The organism is Streptomyces sp. NPDC098101 (assembly GCF_044760185.1).
Lineage (GTDB): Bacteria > Actinomycetota > Actinomycetes > Streptomycetales > Streptomycetaceae > Streptomyces.
This window is the reverse complement of sequence record NZ_JBIWAS010000001.1, coordinates 19,884-35,692: the sequence shown is the minus strand read 5'-3', so window position 1 is coordinate 35,692 and position 15,809 is coordinate 19,884. Positions and strand designations below refer to the sequence as shown.

Genomic DNA, 15,809 nt, shown 5'->3' with positions numbered 1-15,809 from the left:
ACGCACTTCAACATTTATATACAGCCCCCTCCTGTACGGAGGCCGGGCCGCCCGGGGGTCCCCCGCGCCCCTCAGACGGCGTCCCGCTCCACCGGACAGCTCATGCAGCGCGGGCCGCCCCGCCCCCGGCCCAGCTCGCTGCCGGGGATCTCGATCACCTCGATGCCCTGCTTGCGCAGATGGGTGTTCGTGGTGACGTTCCGCTCGTACGCGACGACCACCCCCGGCTCCACCGCGAGCACGTTGCAGCCGTCGTCCCACTGCTCGCGCTCGGCCGCGTGCACGTCCTGGGTGGCCGTGAGGACCCGGACCTCCGGGAGCCCCAGGGCCGCCGCGATCGCGTCGTGCATCCGCTCCGGCGGACGGTCGGTCACCCGCAGCGGCTGCCCCGCGTCCCCCGGCTCGATCGTGTACGAGCGGAGCATCCCGAGGCCCGCGTACTGGGTGAACGTGTCCTGGTCGACCATCGTCATCACCGTGTCCAGGTGCATGAACGCGCGCCGCTTCGGCATGTCGAGCGCGACGATCGTGCGCGCCGAACCGGCCGCGAACATGCCCCGGGCCAGCATCTCCACCGCCTGCGGGGTGGTGCGCTCGCTCATCCCGATGAGCACGGCGCCGTTGCCGATGACCAGGACGTCCCCGCCCTCGATCGTCGACGGGTAGTCCGCCTGCCCCTCCGACCAGTGGTGGAAGGGGCCCGCCTCGGGGCCGGTGAAGAGCGGGTGGTGCTTGTAGATCGCCTCGAAGTGGACCGTCTCGCGCTGCCGGGCCGGCCAGCGCATGGCGTTGATGGAGACGCCGTCGTAGATCCAGGCGGAGGTGTCCCGGGTGAAGAGGTGGTTGGGCAGCGGGCCGAGGAGGAAGTCGTCCAGGTCGAGGGCGTGGAAGCGGACCGAGGTCGGCTCCCGGTGCGCCGCCAGGAACTCCCGCTTCGTCATCCCGCCGACGAGGACCTCGCCGAGCGCGACGGCGTCGAGGGAGTCGAAGGCCGCCCGGAGGTGGTCGGCGGCGAGCGGGCCGTACTCCTTCTCGTCGAAGACCCGGTCCAGGACGAGCGCGCGGGCGGCCGGGACCTTGAGCGACTCGCTCAGGAGGTCCGCGAAGAGGTGCACCTCCACCCCCCGGTCGCGCAGCACGTCGGCGAAGCCGTCGTGCTCCTGCCGGGCCCGCCGCACCCAGAGCACGTCGTCGAAGAGGAGGGCGTCCTTGTTGGTCGGGGTGAGCCGCTTCAGCTCCAGATCGGGCCGGTGGAGGATGACGCGGCGCAGCCGCCCGGTCTCGGAATCGACATGGAATCCCATGGGTCCATCCTGACGGAGGGGGGCCTTCGCGGCCCGCGTTTCGACACAGGGCGGGGTGAACGCGCGGCGGCGCGGTGCGTACGGCTCCCTCCCGGTCCGGGGCGGAGGGCGCGGGACGCGGTACGTGCGGCTCCTTCCCGGTCCGGGGCGTTGGGCCGTCCCCCCGCGACGGCCCAACGCCGGTCCGTGTTCCCCGGCCGCGTCCGGGGCCCGGTGCCGTCGGTGTCGTGGCGGCCCCGGTGCCGGGGCGGCGCGCGTCCGGACCGGCCGCCTTCCGCGACCGGCGCGTACGCGTGCGCGGTCCCGCCCCGTCTCCCCGGCGCGGCAACGCCGTTGACCTCCCGTCACGTGACGGGGTGAAGAACGCTAGGGGCTGCGGAAGAAACGCGTCAACGAGCACGAGGGGCGCAGGGGAGCGCCACCCGGGGCGCACCTGCGCCCCCGCCGGAACGGTCCGGCGGGGGCGCGGGAGAACGGCGGTCGGCGGGGGCGCGGGGTCCGCCCGGGCGGTCAGAGCCTCGGGTCGACCGGTTCCGACTCCAGGGCGAGGACCGCGAAGACGGCCTCGTGGACGCGCCAGAGCGGTTCGCCGTCCGCGAGCCGGGCGAGCGCCTCCAGGCCGAGCGCGTACTCGCGCAGGGCGAGGGACCGCTTGTGCCCGAGGAAGCGCTGCCGCAGCCGCTCCAGGTTCTCCGGGCGGGTGTACTCGGGGCCGTAGATGATCCGCAGGTACTCCCGGCCCCGGACCTTCACGCCCGGCTGGACGAGCCGGCCCTTGCCGTCGCGGACGAGCGCCGCCAGCGGCTTGACGACCATGCCCTCGCCGCCCGCGCCGGTCAGCTCCAGCCACCAGTCGGTGCCCGCGCGGACCGAGGCCTCGTCGCCCGTGTCCACGACGAGCCGGCGGGTGACCTGGAGCAGCCCGGTGGGGTCGTGCTCCACGAGCCGGTCGAGCCACGCGAGCTGCTCGTCGTGCGGCACGGCCGCGAGCGAGTGCCCGCGCGCCGCCAGGAGCTGGAAGGGCGCGAACCGCACGCCCTCCAGGCCCTCGGTCGGCCAGCAGTACCTGCGGTAGGCGGCGGTGAACGCCGCCGCGTCCACCGCCCGCTCCCGCTGCCGGTCGAGCAGCCCGTCGATCCCCTCGACGCCGCGCGCCGACGCCCGGCGCAGGGCGTCGATCGCGCCGGGCAGCACCGCGCCCGAGGCGGCGCCGACGGCCGCGTACTGCGCGCGGAGCAGACCGGCCGACTTCAGCGACCACGGCATCAGCTCGCCGTCGAGCAGCAGCCAGTCCGTGTCGAGTTCGTCCCAGAGCCCGGCGGCCCCGATCGCGGTCCGCAGCCGCCCGAGGACCTCCTCGGTGACGGCGGGATCGTCGAAGAAGGGGCGTCCGGTACGGGTGTGCAGGGCGCCCGTGGCCCCGTCGGCGCCGAAGCGCTCGCGGGCCGCGCCGGCGTCCCGGCAGACCAGGGCCACGGCCCGGGAGCCCATGTGCTTCTCCTCGCACACGACCCGCTCGACGCCGTCGGACCGGTACTGGGCGAAGGCCTCGGCCGGGTGCTCCAGGTAGCCGTCCTCCTTGGACGTGGCGGTCGGCGCCATCGTCGGCGGCAGGTACGCGAGCAGGCGCGGGTCGACCGCGAACCGGCTCATGACCTCCAGGGCCGCCGCCGCGTTCTCCTCGCGCACGGCGACGTTGCCGTGGTGCCGGGTCTCGACCGTCCGCCGCCCGTGCACGTCGGCCAGGTCCAGGGGGCGTCCCTGGTGCCCGCCGGGCGCCTCGGTCGCGAGCGGCCGGGCCGGCTCGTACCAGACCCGCTCGGCCGGTACGTCGACCAGCTCGCGCTCGGGCCAGCGCAGCGCGGTCATCTTCCCGCCGAAGACGGCTCCGGTGTCGAGGCAGAGGGTGTTGTTGATCCAGGAGGTGTTCGGCACGGGGGTGTGCCCGTAGACGACGGTGGCCCGTCCCCGGTACTCCTCCGCCCACGGGTAGCGCACGGGCAGCCCGAACTCGTCGGTCTCGCCGGTGGTGTCCCCGTACAGGGCGTGCGAGCGCACCCGGCCGGAGGTGCGGCCGTGGTACTTCTCCGGCAGTCCGGCGTGGCAGACGACGAGGTCGCCGCCGTCGAGGACGTAGTGGCTGACGAGTCCGTCGATGAACTTCTCCACCTCGGACCGGAACTCCTCGCTCTCGCCCTCCAGCTGCTCGATGGTCTCGGCGAGGCCGTGGGTCCGCTGGACCTTGCGGCCCTTCAGCCAGCGGCCGAGCTTGTTCTCGTGGTTGCCGGGGACGCACAGGGCGTCGCCGGAGGCGACCATGGACATCACGCGGCGCAGGACGCCCGGGGAGTCGGGCCCCCGGTCGACCAGGTCGCCGACGAAGACGGCCGTGCGCCCCTCGGGGTGGTGGCCGTCGACGTAGCCGAGCTTGCCGAGCAGGGTCTCCAGCTCGGAGCTGCACCCGTGGACGTCGCCGACGACGTCGAAGGGCCCGGTGAGGTGGCGCAGATCGTTGAAGCGGCGCTCCAGGACGACCTCGGCGGCCTCGACCTCCTCGACGGAGCGCAGCACGTGGACCTTGCGGAAGCCCTCGCGCTCCAGGCCGCGCAGCGAGCGCCGCAGTTCGCGGCGGTGGCGCTGGATGACGTGCGCGGGCATGTCGGCCCGGTCGGGACGGGCCGCGTTCCGCTCGCGGCACACCTGCTCGGGCAGGTCGAGGACGATCGCGATGGGCAGCACGTCGTACGTCCTGGCCAGCTGCACGAGCTGCCGCCGGGCCTCCTGCTGGACGTTGGTGGCGTCGACGACGGTGAGCCGCCCGGCGGCCAGGCGCTTGCCGGCGATGTAGTGGAGGAGCTCGAAGGCGTCCCGGCTGGCGGACTGGTCGTTCTCGTCGTCGGCGACGAGCCCCCGGCAGAAGTCGGAGGAGATGACCTCGGTCGGCTTGAAGTGGCGCCGGGCGAAGGTGGACTTGCCGGAGCCGGTGGCGCCGACGAGCACGACGAGGGAGAGGTCGGTGACGGGCAGGGCCCGGCGCCCGGTGGTGGTGTCGGTGGTGCTTTCCGTGGTGGCGGTCATGCCCGTCCCTCCTTCTCTTCCTTCTCGTTCTTCTCGTTCTTCTTCTCGTCGTTTCCGCCGGTGGTACGGGTGAAGACGGCCATCTGGGTGGGCGGTCCGACCTCGGGGTCGTCGGGGCCGACGGGGGCGAACCCGACCTCGTACCCGTACTCCCCCGCCACCCGGGCCGCCCAGCTCCGGAACTCCTCGCGGTTCCACTCGAAGCGGTGGTCGCTGTGCCGGACGTGCCCGGCGGGCAGGCTCTCCCAGCGCACGTTGTACTCGACGTTCGGCGTGGTCACGAGGACCGTACGGGGCCGGGCCGAGCCGAACACCGCGTACTCCAGGGCCGGCAGCCTCGGCAGGTCCAGGTGCTCGATCACCTCGCTGAGCACGGCCGCGTCGTAGCCGGACAGCCGCTTGTCGGTGTACGCGAGGGAACCCTGCACCAGCTTCACGCGGGCGGCCTGCCGCTCCCCCATGCGGTCGAGCCGCAGCCGGCGCGCGGCGACGGTCAGGGCCCGGACGGACACGTCGACGCCGACGATCTCGGTGAAGCGCGGGTCCTTGAGCAGGGCCTGCACCAGCTGGCCCTGTCCGCAGCCCAGGTCGAGCACGCGCGCCGCCCCGGCCTCCGCCAGCGCGGCCAGGATCGCGTCCCGCCGCTGCTGGGCGAGCGGCACCGGGCGTTCCTCGGTGTCGGTCGTCTCGTCCACGGCGTTGTCGACGTCCTCGACGTCCAGGCCCTCGGCCTCGGCGAGCCGGACCAGTTCGAGCCGCTCCGTCGCCTCCCGGGCCAGGCCCCAGCGGCGGGAGAGGTAGCGGGCCGTGATCAGCTTCCGCTCGGGGTGCCCGGCGAGCCAGCCGTCACCGGCGCGCAGCAGCTTGTCGACCTCGTCGGGCGCGACCCAGTAGTGCTTGGCGTCGTCGAGGACGGGCAGCAGGACGTACAGGTGGTTGAGGGCGTCCGCGAGCCGCAGCTCGCCCTCCAGGACGAGCCGCACGTACCGCGAGTCGCCCCACTCGGGGAACTCGGCGTCCAGCGCGACCGGTTCGGCCTCCACGGCGGACCAGCCCAGCGGGCCGAACAGCGCGCGCACCAGCCCGGCGCCGCCCCGGGCGGGGAGCGCGGGGACCTCGATCCGCAGCGGCAGCGGCGCGGCGGCCCGCTCGGGCATCGCCTTGCAGTCGCCGTGCAGCGCGGTCTTGAAGACCTTCGCGAGCGCGACGGCGAGCAGCGAGGACGCCGCGTAGGGCCGGTCGTTCACGTACTGCGCGAGCGCGGAGTCCGGGGCGCCGCCCCGGCCCTTGCCCTTGCCGCGGCGCACCAGCGCCACGGGGTCCACCTCCAGGAGGAGTGCCGCCGTGCACCGCTCGGCGCTCGCCTCGGGATAGAGGACGTGCGCGGTGCCGTGCGAGGTCGAGAACGACTGCGCCCGCTCGGGATGCTTGTGCAGCAGGAAGCCGAGGTCGGTCGCGGGTCGCTCCGGGGTGCCGGTCGTACTGATCGTCAGGAACACGTCTTCGAGTATGGTGCGGCCCTCCCCCACCCCACCAGGCATTTTCCGCGCACCCGGACGGGCGGGTGGTCTCCCGGCCCCCCGGCCCCCCGGTTAGCCGTCGTCGGCGGCGGTCAGGGTCTCGGCGAGGGCGGTGATCGTGGACGGGCCGACCCGGCAGCAGCCGCCGACGAGCCGGGCCCCCGCGCGGACCCAGGCGGTGGCCCGCCCCGGGTCGAAGGCGGCCCCGCCGCGCCAGTCCCGCGCCCGGGCGTCCCAGCGCTCCCCGCTGTTGGGGTAGACCACGGCCGGTTTCCCGGTCACCGCGACGGCCGTCTCCACGGCGGGTCCCGCGTCGGCGGGGTCGCAGCAGTTGACCCCGACCGCCACCACCCGGTCGTTCCCGGCGGCGACCGCGAACGCCTCCGCCAGGTCCTGCCCGGCCCGGGTCCGCCCGCCCTCGACCGTGTACGACAGCCACACGGGCAGCCCGCACCCCTCGGCCGCCCGCAGCAGCGCCTCCGCCTCGTCCGCGTCCGGCACCGTCTCCAGGGCCAGGACGTCGGGCCCGGCCGCCGCGAACGCCTCGATCCTGGGCCGGTGGAACGCCGCGAGCTCCCGCACGGAGAGCCCGTACCGCCCCCGGTACTCGCTGCCGTCCGCCAGCATCGCGCCGTACGGCCCGACGGACGCGGCGACCCAGACCTCCTCCCCCGTGGACTCCGCCGCCGACCGCGCGAGCTCGACGCTCCGGGCGAGCAGCCGCGCCGCCTCCTCGCGGCCCGTGCCCCGCCGGGCGAAGCCCTCGAAGGTGGCCTGGTAGCCGGAGGTGATGAGCACCCGCGCCCCGGCCCGTACGTACGCCGCGTGGGCCTCCTCGATCCGCTCGGGTCCGTCGGCGAGGAGCCGGGCGGACCAGAGCGCGTCCGAGAGGTCGCAGCCCTGCGCCTCCAGCTGGTTGGAGAGCCCGCCGTCGAGGACGAGGACCTCCGCCCGGAGGGCCTCGGCGAGCGTACGGACCGGTCTCATCGGCGCGCTCCTCCCGCTCAGGCCAGCTGCGACTGGACCTGGGCGGAGATCAGCTCCAGGTGGTCCAGGTCGTCCAGGTCGAGGACCTGGAGGTAGACCCGGGAGGAACCGATGGCCGCGTACCGTCCGAGCTTGTCGACGACCTCGGCGGGCGAGCCCGCGAGGCCGTTGGCCTTGAGCTCGTCCACGTCCCGCCCGATGGCGGCGGCCCGGCGGGCCACCTCGGCGTCGTCCCGGCCGACGCAGACGACCAGCGCGTTGGAGTACACCAGGTCGTCGGCCGGGCGGCCGATCGCCTCGGCGGCGGCCCGCACCCGCCCGAACTGCTTCTCGCTGTCCTCCAGGGAGGCGAACGGGATGTTGAACTCGTCCGCGTACCGCGCGGCGAGCCTCGGGGTGCGGGTCGCGCCGTGTCCGCCGATCAGGACCGGGATCTTGTCCTGGAGGGGCTTGGGCAGCGCCGGGGAGTCGGTGAGCCGGTAGAACTCCCCCTCGTGGGTGAACGTCTTGCCGACCTCGGTCTCCCACAGGCCGGTGACGATCGCCAGCTGCTCTTCGAGGCGGCCGAACTTCTCCTTCGGGAAGGGGATGCCGTAGGCCTTGTGCTCCTCCTCGAACCAGCCCGCGCCCAGGCCCAGTTCGACCCGGCCGCCGGACATCCGGTCGACCTGGGCGACCTGGATGGCGAGGACACCGGGGAGCCGGAAGGTGCCGGCCGTCATCAGCGTGCCGAGACGGATCCTCTTCGTCTCCCGGGCCAGGCCGGCCAGGGTGATCCAGGCGTCCGTCGGGCCGGGCAGGCCGTCGGCGGACCCCATGCTGAGGTAATGATCGGAGCGGAAGAAGGCGTCGAAACCGAGCTCCTCGGTGGCGCGGGCCACGGTGAGGAGGGTGTCGTAGTCGGCCCCCTGCTGGGGTTCGGTGAAGATGCGAAGATCCATGCCTCCATCCTGCACCGTCGGGCCCGGCCCAACCTCCCGGCCGGCGCCCGGGCCGTCCGCTTCGGTCGGGCCATCCTCTGCGGTCGGACCATTTGCTCCGGTCGGGTCGCCCACTCCGATCGGGTCGTCCGCTTCGGTCGGGTCCTCCACTCCTGTCGAGTCGCCCGCTCCTGTCGGGTCGTCCACTCCGGTCGGACCGTCCACTCCGGTCGGACCGTCCGCTCCGGTCGGGTCGTCCGGAGGACGGGCGCCCGGCACTCCGGAGGACGTGCGTTCGGCGCCCCGGTCGCCGGGCGTCCGGGGCGGGAGCGCCCGGCGGGTGGGCGTCCGGCGTCCCGGCGGGTCGTGCCCGGTGCCCCGTGAGTGCCGCCCCGCAGGGGCCCGGCGGGGCGCGTCAGCACGACGGCTCCCGGCGCGGGGCCCCGCGGCCCCGGGCGGGGTCGGGAGGGCGGGCCCGCTCGCCGTCGCGGACGGCCAGGCGTCGTAACATCCCGCGCACCCGGTCGCTCGACTCGTCGGTGGCGTCGATCGCCTCCATGCACTGCCAGTAGAGCCCCTCCTCGTCGGTGGCGCAGGCCACGCCCACCAGCGCGATCCCCACCTCGCCGAGCAGCTCCCCCAGCGCGGTCAGCGTCCGGTGGGGGTCCGCGACCTCGGTCAGCCGGGCCGCGCGCGGCCCGGCCGCCCCCCACACCGCCTGGTGCTCCCCGATCTCACCCAGTCCCCGCGCCTCGCCGCGCAGCTCCTGCGGCCCGCAGAGCGCGAGACGACTCCCTATCGCCTGGGCGAGGGCCTGGGCCTGCCAGGCCTCCGCCACGATGTCCTGTGCCGTCCCGCTCTCCGCCAGCGCGTGCCGGCCGAGCGCGATCAGTCGCTCCGCTTCCATCAACACCGCCCCCGTTCCCACGACTTGCCGCCCACTGAGTCATTACCCAGAGTGAGGCGACCTGAGCCACAACACCAGGGGAATTCGGAAATCTGTGGACAGGGGGCCCGATGGGGAGAAGTCGATCACTCCGAAGAGTGACGATCTTCGTTCACGGGGCCTTTCTCACCGCTTCCTCAGCTCCTTCCTCACCCGCACCTCCCGCCCCGGGCACGGCGCGCTCTCCTCCCTCTCCGCCCCGGCGCTTGGCGGGGAACCGGACCTCGTTGCGGTCGATCTTGGCCGCGAGTGCCGCCAGCGGGTCGATGCCGAGCGCCGCGCAGAACTGGAGGAGGTAGGCGAGCACGTCCGCCACCTCGTCCGCGACCTGGTGGGCCGACTCCGGGTCCTCCATCACCCGCTCGGCCTGCTCGGGGGTCAACCACTGGAAGATCTCCAGGAGTTCGGCCGCCTCCACGCTGAGGGCCGCCACCAGGTTCTTGGGCGTGTGGTACGGCTGCCAGTCGCGGGCGGCCGCGAACGCGACCAGCCTGCGCTGGAGTTCCGCCATGCCGAGGTCCGCCGCGCCGCCGTCCGCCGTACCGTGGCCCGCCACGCCCGCGTTCTTCGCTTCTTCGTTCTTCACGTCTTCGTTCTTCGCTTCTTCGCTCGTCACGCGCTCAGGTCTACCACCGTCACCCCGGGCGTTCGGCGCGCCTCCGCCGCCGTCCGGTCGCCCACCGCGCCCGCGAGCCGGATGTGCCCGTCCCCGGCGATCTCCACGGCGATGCGGAGCAGTTCGCCCGCCTGGCGCGGGTCAAGGCTCCGGTCGAGGTCGTCCGCCAGCAGCGTCATGCTCTGCATGGCGTCGGGCACCTCGGCGACGCGGTCCATCTCCAGGACCCCGGGACCCGTGAGCAGGGTGAGCGCGAGCGCCAGATAGCGCAGTTCGCCGTCGCCGAGGCGGCCGAGCGGGGTCGCGGGCCGCCCGCCCCGTTCGAGAACCGCCCGGACGGTGCCCTCCGGGAGTTCCCGGACGCCGAGTCCGGTGACGGTCCCCGCGCAGCCCGCGCCCGCCACGGTCGCGAGCCGGTGGTGGCGGCGCGGGCAGTCCGTGTGGGTGCGGTGCAGGACCTCGGCGAGGTTCCGGCAGTCGCGCCGCAGCCGCCCCTCGCCCGGCGGGACCGGGGCCCGCATCCGCTCGGGCCGGGGGTCGCAGGCGAAGGCGGACCGCAGTCCGACGACCACCTGCTCGGCGGCGGCCAGGACCTCCAGCTGGCCGGGCGTCTTGCCGGCGACCCGCAGCGGCAGCAGGGCCGTACCGAGGAGGTCGTCGGGGAGCGGGGCCCTGGTCACGGGGGTGGCGCCCGCCGTGTGCCACTCGGCCTGGACGGTGCTGCGGCCGGGGTCGCGGAGGGCGGTGGCGAGCAGGACGCGGCCCCCGGCGGTGAGCCGTTCGCCGACGATGCGGAGCCGGGGTTCGGCCTGCACCGCGAGGTCGAGCCGCACGGGTCCCCGCGCTCCGTCGACGGTGCACCCGATGCGGAACCCGCGCCTGCCCTGGGCGTCGGGCCGGGCGCGCTCGGGGATCAGGTCGGCGGCGTCCGGGAACACCTCGTCGAGCGGGTCGCCCGCGCAGAGCCGGGCCAGCGCCTCGTACGCCCGCAGGGTGGTGCTCTTGCCGCTGCCGCTGGGCCCGGCGAAGAGGGTCACGGGGCCGAGCGCGTGCGTGGCGGAGCGGTGTCCGGCGAACGCGGAGAGCCGCAGCTCGGTGACGGTGGGCCGGGCGTCGGGCCGGGCGTCGGACCGGGCCTCCGGCACGACCGGGCCCCGTGCCTCGGGGACGGAGGCACGGGGCCGGGAGGTGCGCGGAAGGGAGCCGCCCGTACCGGAGACGGAGACGGACGCGGAAACGGAAGCGGAGGCCGACGCGGCGGAGGTGCGGGCCCCGGGGACGCGCGGCCCGGCCGGAGGCACGGCGCCGGAAGCGGGGACGGCGCCGGGAAGGGAAACGGTACCGGGGACGGAAGCGGGATCGGAGGCGGGGACGGAAGCAGGGTCGGAGGGGCTGTTCTTCGACGTGCGGGCGGGCGCGGAGCCGCCGGTGAGGTCCATGCCCGGACCGTACGCAGGCCTTTCCCCGACGAACCGTTACGCCGAGAAGACCTTCCTACGATCGGGGGACGCCGGCGGCCCGGCCGCCCACGACCTCCTCCTCGTCCGCGCCCTCCGCGCCCTCGACCTCCGTGCCCGCCGGGGCGAGGAGGAAGACGTTCCGGTCGACGCGGTGCATCCCGCTGCCGAGCCCGAAGACGACGCCGCTGCTGAAGTCGAGGATCCGCTTGGCGACCTCGGTGTCGGCGCCGGTCAGATCGAGGAGCACCGGGATCTGGGCGATGAGGTACTCGGCGACCTCGCGGGCGTCGGCGAAGACCTGCACGCGGAGCACGACCATGCGGCGCTGCTCGGCGGATTCGTACTGCTCGGGGATCGCGCGGTGGTCGACCCTGGACGGCCATTCGTCACGGCCGCGCAGGGGCACGACCTGCGCGAGGCCCTCCCACTGCTCGTCGGTGACGTCGTACCTCTCGTACCTACTCATGGGTCCATCCTCCCGCTCCTCACCCGTTCGGCCCAACAACGACACGACGTGATGACGGCGTGGCGGCCGGTCGGAACGGAAGCTCACCCGGTCGGCCCACCGTGCGGCCGGGCGAAGTCACCGGGCGAAGGTCTTGGCGAGCCTGCGCAGGCCCTCCCCGATCTCGTCGGCCGAGTGCGTCGTGAACGAGAGGCGCAGGGCGCCCGGGTCGGGCTCGCCGCAGAAGAACGGCGCCCCCGGCACGTACGCCACCTCGTGGCCGACGGCGGTCCTCAGGAGCGCCGTGGCGTCGTACCCCTCGGGCAGGGTGACCCAGACGAACATGCCGCCCTCCGGCCTGTTCCACCGGCTGCCCTCGGGCAGCGCGGCCGGCAGGCCGTCGAGCAGCGCGTCCCTGCGCTCCCGGTAGGCGGCGCGGATCACCGCCACGTGCGCGTCGAGGTCGCTGTCGCGCAGGTAGCGCGCGGCCGCCGCCTGGTCGATGGTCGAGGTGTGCAGGTCGGCGGCCTGCTTGGCGACGACGCAGGAGCGGCGCAGCCCCGCGGGGGCGCGGAGGTAGCCGAGCCGCAGGCCGGGGGCCATCACCTTGGAGAAGGAGCCGAGCAGGACGGTGCGGTCGGCCGCCTCGGGGGCGGCGGCGATCCAGGGGACGCGCTCGCCCTCGTAGCGCAGTTCGCCGTACGGGTCGTCCTCGACGATCCAGAAGCCGTGGCGGGCCGCGGCCTCGGCGACGGCGGTGCGGCGCCCGGCGGGGAGGGTGCGGCCGGTGGGGTTCTGGAAGGTGGGGACGAGGTAGAGCAGGGTCGGCTTCTCGCGGGCCGCGATCTCCTCCAGGGCGGCCGGGACGACGCCCTGGTCGTCGGTGGGCACGGGGACGACGCGGGCCCCGGCGAAGCCGAAGGTCTGGAGGGCGGCGAGGTAGCAGGGGTCCTCGACGAGGACCACGGCGCCGGGGTCGACGAGGGCGGTGGTGAGCAGGGTGAGGGCCTGCTGCGAGCCGGTGGTGACGAGCAGGTCGTCGGCGTCCGTGGGCAGTCCGCGCGCGGTGAGCCGGCCGGCGACGGCGGTGCGCAGCTCCGGGTCGCCCTCGGTCGTGGAGTACTGGAGCGCGTGCCGCGGGTTCTCCGTGAGGACCCGGTCGTACGCGGCCCGCATCCCGGCGACGTCGAACAGCTCGGGGGCGGGCAGGCCGCCGGCGAAGGAGATCACCTCGGGCCGGGCCGTGAGCGCCAGGATCTCCCGTACCGGCGACGCGCCGACGCCGGCCAGCCGGGAGGCGGCGGCCGGCAGGGGCGCGGAGGGGGTGGCGGGACCGGCGTTCTCGGGCGTGGAGGCGGCGGAAAGCATGGCGTCAGCATATAGAGATTCAAGACAGTGTCCAGATCGTCCGTTTCCCTTGCTTCGTGGCCGAGTTGGCGCGGTTCGGAGCGGCCTTTCGGGGCGTCTTCCGGCCGTCTGCCGGGCTGCCTGCGGGCTCCTGTCGGTCGTCTGTCGGGTCGCCTGCCGGGCCGTCTGCCGGGGATTTTCCGGACCGTTCCGGCCACACTTCGGACCGTGGGAATCAGGCCACGCGGGCCGGATCCGGAGGGTTCGCCTCCCCCGTCCCTCTCCGCTGGTCGCCCCCGGGGAGGGGACCGGGGCGATCTCCCGCGGCGCTGTCCGACGCGCCGCGCCCGGCCCGTGGTCCCGTTTCCCGTACGGGGCGGCCGCCTCCGGGAAACCGGCCATTCCGGTCCCGGGGCCCGTTGTCGGACGACCGTGCCGTGGGTAGCGTTCCCCCGCTCCACCCCCGCGACGTCCGGCCCCGTCGGCGGCCCGGCCGTGGAAGGACGGTCCCGATGCGTGCCTCCTCCGACTCCCCCCGTCTCCCCGACCCGCTCGGCCTCTCGGGCCGCCGCTGTCTGGTGACCGGGGTCCTCAACGACGACTCGATCGCCTGGCACGCCGCCCGCGCGCTCCAGGAGGCGGGCGCGGAGGTCCTGTTGACGGGCTTCGGGCGCACCCGGCGGATCACGGAGGCGGCGGCCTCGGGCCTTCCGTACCCGGCCGACGTCCTCGAACTCGACGTGACGCGCCCCGAGGACCTGGACGGGCTCACGAAGGAGCTGGAGCGGCGGTGGGGCGCGGTGGACGGCGTGCTGCACGCGATCGCCGCCGCCCCCCGGCCCGCCCTCGGCGGCAACTTCCTCACGACCTCCGTCGAGGACGCGGCGCTCGCCCTGCGCACGGAGGCGTTCTCGCTGCACTCGCTGACCACCGCGCTCGCCCCGCTGCTGCGGGAGGGCGGGGGCGGCGGCCCGGTCCGGGGCAGTGTCGTCGGCCTCGACTTCGACGCGTCGGGGGCGTGGCCGGGGTACGACTGGACGGGCGTCGGCAAGGCCGCGCTCGGCGCGGTCTGCCGCTATCTCGCGCTCTACCTGGGGCACTCCGGCATCCGCGTCAACCTGGTGTCCGCCGGGCCTGTGGAGACGGTGGCCGGGCGGGCGGTCGGCACCTTCGACCGGATCGCGGACCGCTGGGAGCAGGAGGCGCCGCTCGGCTGGAGCCGCGCCGATCCGGCCCGGCTCGTCGGCCCCGTCCTGTTCCTGCTCTCGGACCTGGCGGCGGCCGTCACCGGCGAGATCGTGCACGCGGACGGCGGGATGCACGCCGTCCGCATGGGCGCCCGGGCGGCCGGCGAACCTCCGGGTCCCGGCGCCCCGCCCCGGGCCGTCCCCCTGCCGGACATGCCCTAGGGGGTGCCCGGCGGCTCGTCGCGACCCTCGGCCCACAGGGAGCGGACGTGGCCGAGGTGGCGGCGCATACAGGACTCGGCGCCGCGCGCGTTCCCGGCGATCATGAGGTCGAGGAGTTCGAGGTGCTCCTCGGCGGAGGAGACGAGCAGTCCGGCCTCGTCCAGGCCCGTCAGGCCGTAGAGGCGGGAGCGCTTGCGCAGGTCGCCGACGGTCTCGACGAGCCGCTCGTTGCCGGAGAGGCCGAGCAGGGCGAGGTGGAAGCGGCGGTCCGCCTCCAGGTAGCCGATGAGGTCGTGGTCACGGGCGCGGGCGACGATCTCCTCCGCGACCGGGCGGAGTTCCTCGAGGCGTTCCCGGGCGGCCGTCTTCGTGATCCGTCCGACGGTGGGGACCTCGATGAGGGTGCGCAGTTCGGTGTACTGGTCGAGGTCGCGCTCGCTGACCTCGGTGATGCGGAAGCCCTTGTTGCGGACGGGCTCGACCAGGCCCTCCCGGGCCAGGTCGAGCATGGCCTCGCGGACCGGGGTGGCGGAGACGCCGAGGTCGCTCGCGAGGCCGGGGGCCGAGTAGACCTGGCCGGGGCGCAGTTCCCCGGCTATCAGGGCCGCGCGGAGGGCGTGCCCGACCTGGTCGCGGAGCCGTTCCTGCGCCCTGACGAGGCCGTACTGCTTCAGGTCACCCATCGTGCGTCCTCCGAGAAGTCACGGAGGGGCATCGTACAATGTCACGTTTCGCGGTCCGGACTGCCGTGACCGGAGGGTTTCAGAGCAGGAAGCCGGCGGGGAACGGGTCGTCGGGGTCGAGGAAGTACTGGGCCGTGCCGGTGATCCAGGCCCGTCCGGTGACGGTCGGGACGACGGCGGGCCGTCCGCCCACGGTGGTCTCTCCGACGATCCGGCCGGTGAACTCGGTGCCGATGAAGGACTCGTTGACGAAGTCGGCGTCCGGGGCGAGGAGTCCCCGGGCGTGCAGCTGGGCCATGCGGGCGCTGGTGCCGGTGCCGCACGGGGAGCGGTCGAACCAGCCGGGGTGGATGGCCATGGCGTGGCGGGAGCGGGTCGCGTCGGAGCCGGGCGCGGCCAGGTAGACGTGCTTGACCCCGGCGATGGCGGGGTTCTCCGGGTGGACGGGCCGGTCGGGCCCGGCGTCGACCGCGGCCATGACGGCGAGTCCGGCGGCGAGGAGGTCGTCCTTGCGGGCGCGGTCGAAGGGCAGCCCCAGGGCGTCGAGGTCCACGAAGGCGTAGAAGTTGCCGCCGTAGGCGAGGTCGTAGGTGACGGTGCCGTGGCCGGGCACGTCCGCCTTGAGGTCGAGGCCGACGCAGTAGGAGGGCACGTTGGTGAGGGTGACCGCCTTCGCGGCGCCGTCCTCGACCCGTACGTCGACGCTCACGAGCCCCGCCGGGGTGTCGAGGCGGACCGTGGTGACCGGTTCGACGACCGGCACCATGCCCGTCTCGACGAGGACGGTGGCGACCCCGATGGTGCCGTGGCCGCACATCGGCAGGAGGCCGGAGACCTCGATGTAGAGGACGCCGTAGTCGGCGTCGGGGCGGGTGGGCGGCTGGAGGATCGCGCCGCTCATCGCCGCGTGGCCGCGCGGCTCGTACATGAGGAGGGTGCGGACGTGGTCGAGGTGCTCGGCGAAGTGGAGCCGCCGCTCGGCCATCGTGGCGCCGGGGATCACCCCGAGGCCACCGGTGATCACCCGGGTGGGCATCCCCTCGGTGTGGGAGTCCACCGCGTGGTAGACGTGACGGGTGCGCATGGGGACCCTT

Annotated in this window: 13 protein-coding genes; 1 reads left to right on the top strand and 12 read right to left on the bottom strand. The window is 74.5% G+C overall.

Annotation, left to right across the window (positions count from 1 at the left end):
• Positions 1 to 71: 71 nt before the first annotated feature.
• The 10 genes from ACIQVI_RS00160 to ACIQVI_RS00115 all read right to left on the bottom strand — a co-directional run bounded on the left by ACIQVI_RS00160 (position 72) and on the right by ACIQVI_RS00115 (position 12,644).
• Positions 72 to 1,304: an arginine deiminase gene (locus ACIQVI_RS00160; RefSeq protein ID WP_121831104.1), complete on the bottom strand. Its 1,233-nt coding sequence runs from the start codon at positions 1,302 to 1,304 to the stop codon at positions 72 to 74.
• Positions 1,305 to 1,814: 510 nt separating this feature from the next.
• Complete coding sequence (locus ACIQVI_RS00155) at positions 1,815 to 4,382, bottom strand: polynucleotide kinase-phosphatase (protein WP_351970062.1); 2,568 nt, start codon at positions 4,380 to 4,382, stop codon at positions 1,815 to 1,817.
• The gene (locus ACIQVI_RS00150) at positions 4,379 to 5,881 is read right to left on the bottom strand and encodes a 3' terminal RNA ribose 2'-O-methyltransferase Hen1 (RefSeq protein ID WP_403589465.1); all 1,503 of its coding nucleotides are present in this window, start codon (positions 5,879 to 5,881) and stop codon (positions 4,379 to 4,381) included. Before ACIQVI_RS00150 ends, ACIQVI_RS00155 begins: the two co-directional genes overlap by 4 nt.
• A 93-nt stretch (positions 5,882 to 5,974) precedes the next feature.
• Positions 5,975 to 6,889 (bottom strand): homocysteine S-methyltransferase, encoded by a 915-nt coding sequence (gene mmuM / locus ACIQVI_RS00145; protein ID WP_403589463.1) that lies wholly within the window; start codon positions 6,887 to 6,889, stop codon positions 5,975 to 5,977.
• Between the two features lie 17 nt (positions 6,890 to 6,906).
• Positions 6,907 to 7,830 (bottom strand): LLM class F420-dependent oxidoreductase, encoded by a 924-nt coding sequence (locus tag ACIQVI_RS00140; protein WP_121831107.1) that lies wholly within the window; start codon positions 7,828 to 7,830, stop codon positions 6,907 to 6,909.
• Positions 7,831 to 8,224: 394 nt separating this feature from the next.
• Entirely contained in the window at positions 8,225 to 8,716 is a 492-nt protein-coding gene (locus ACIQVI_RS00135; protein WP_351970059.1) for a DUF6099 family protein, read from the bottom strand.
• Between the two features lie 151 nt (positions 8,717 to 8,867).
• The gene (locus ACIQVI_RS00130; RefSeq protein ID WP_403592151.1) at positions 8,868 to 9,266 is read right to left on the bottom strand and encodes a nucleotide pyrophosphohydrolase; all 399 of its coding nucleotides are present in this window, start codon (positions 9,264 to 9,266) and stop codon (positions 8,868 to 8,870) included.
• Between the two features lie 101 nt (positions 9,267 to 9,367).
• Positions 9,368 to 10,810 (bottom strand): ATP-binding protein, encoded by a 1,443-nt coding sequence (locus ACIQVI_RS00125; RefSeq protein ID WP_403589461.1) that lies wholly within the window; start codon positions 10,808 to 10,810, stop codon positions 9,368 to 9,370.
• 55 nt (positions 10,811 to 10,865) lie between these two features.
• The gene (locus ACIQVI_RS00120; RefSeq protein WP_121833535.1) at positions 10,866 to 11,297 is read right to left on the bottom strand and encodes a cell division protein SepF; all 432 of its coding nucleotides are present in this window, start codon (positions 11,295 to 11,297) and stop codon (positions 10,866 to 10,868) included.
• Between the two features lie 117 nt (positions 11,298 to 11,414).
• The gene (locus ACIQVI_RS00115; RefSeq protein ID WP_403589458.1) at positions 11,415 to 12,644 is read right to left on the bottom strand and encodes a PLP-dependent aminotransferase family protein; all 1,230 of its coding nucleotides are present in this window, start codon (positions 12,642 to 12,644) and stop codon (positions 11,415 to 11,417) included.
• A gap of 491 nt (positions 12,645 to 13,135) precedes the next feature.
• Between ACIQVI_RS00115 and fabI the strand changes: the two genes are divergently transcribed.
• The gene (fabI, locus tag ACIQVI_RS00110) at positions 13,136 to 14,032 is read left to right on the top strand and encodes an enoyl-ACP reductase FabI (RefSeq protein WP_403589456.1); all 897 of its coding nucleotides are present in this window, start codon (positions 13,136 to 13,138) and stop codon (positions 14,030 to 14,032) included.
• Here the strand turns inward: fabI and ACIQVI_RS00105 are convergent.
• Both ACIQVI_RS00105 and ACIQVI_RS00100 read right to left on the bottom strand, forming a co-directional pair.
• On the bottom strand, positions 14,029 to 14,715 hold the full coding sequence (locus ACIQVI_RS00105; RefSeq protein WP_403589454.1) for a GntR family transcriptional regulator: 687 nt from the start codon (positions 14,713 to 14,715) through the stop codon (positions 14,029 to 14,031). The genes fabI and ACIQVI_RS00105 overlap by 4 nt on opposite strands.
• Before the next feature lie 79 nt (positions 14,716 to 14,794).
• Positions 14,795 to 15,799: a proline racemase family protein gene (locus ACIQVI_RS00100; RefSeq protein ID WP_351970054.1), complete on the bottom strand. Its 1,005-nt coding sequence runs from the start codon at positions 15,797 to 15,799 to the stop codon at positions 14,795 to 14,797.
• Positions 15,800 to 15,809 lie beyond the last annotated feature (10 nt).

Coding starts and splice junctions, on each gene's coding strand:
- ACIQVI_RS00100 (WP_351970054.1), bottom strand. CDS start 15,799: ATGCGCACCCGTCACGTCTACCACGCGGTGGACTCCCACACCGAGGGG.
- fabI (WP_403589456.1), top strand. CDS start 13,136: ATGCGTGCCTCCTCCGACTCCCCCCGTCTCCCCGACCCGCTCGGCCTC.
- ACIQVI_RS00130 (WP_403592151.1), bottom strand. CDS start 9,266: ATGGCGGAACTCCAGCGCAGGCTGGTCGCGTTCGCGGCCGCCCGCGAC.
- ACIQVI_RS00135 (WP_351970059.1), bottom strand. CDS start 8,716: ATGGAAGCGGAGCGACTGATCGCGCTCGGCCGGCACGCGCTGGCGGAG.
- ACIQVI_RS00155 (WP_351970062.1), bottom strand. CDS start 4,382: ATGACCGCCACCACGGAAAGCACCACCGACACCACCACCGGGCGCCGG.
- ACIQVI_RS00125 (WP_403589461.1), bottom strand. CDS start 10,810: ATGGACCTCACCGGCGGCTCCGCGCCCGCCCGCACGTCGAAGAACAGC.
- ACIQVI_RS00140 (WP_121831107.1), bottom strand. CDS start 7,830: ATGGATCTTCGCATCTTCACCGAACCCCAGCAGGGGGCCGACTACGAC.
- ACIQVI_RS00160 (WP_121831104.1), bottom strand. CDS start 1,304: ATGGGATTCCATGTCGATTCCGAGACCGGGCGGCTGCGCCGCGTCATC.
- ACIQVI_RS00120 (WP_121833535.1), bottom strand. CDS start 11,297: ATGAGTAGGTACGAGAGGTACGACGTCACCGACGAGCAGTGGGAGGGC.
- mmuM (WP_403589463.1), bottom strand. CDS start 6,889: ATGAGACCGGTCCGTACGCTCGCCGAGGCCCTCCGGGCGGAGGTCCTC.
- ACIQVI_RS00105 (WP_403589454.1), bottom strand. CDS start 14,715: ATGGGTGACCTGAAGCAGTACGGCCTCGTCAGGGCGCAGGAACGGCTC.
- ACIQVI_RS00115 (WP_403589458.1), bottom strand. CDS start 12,644: ATGCTTTCCGCCGCCTCCACGCCCGAGAACGCCGGTCCCGCCACCCCC.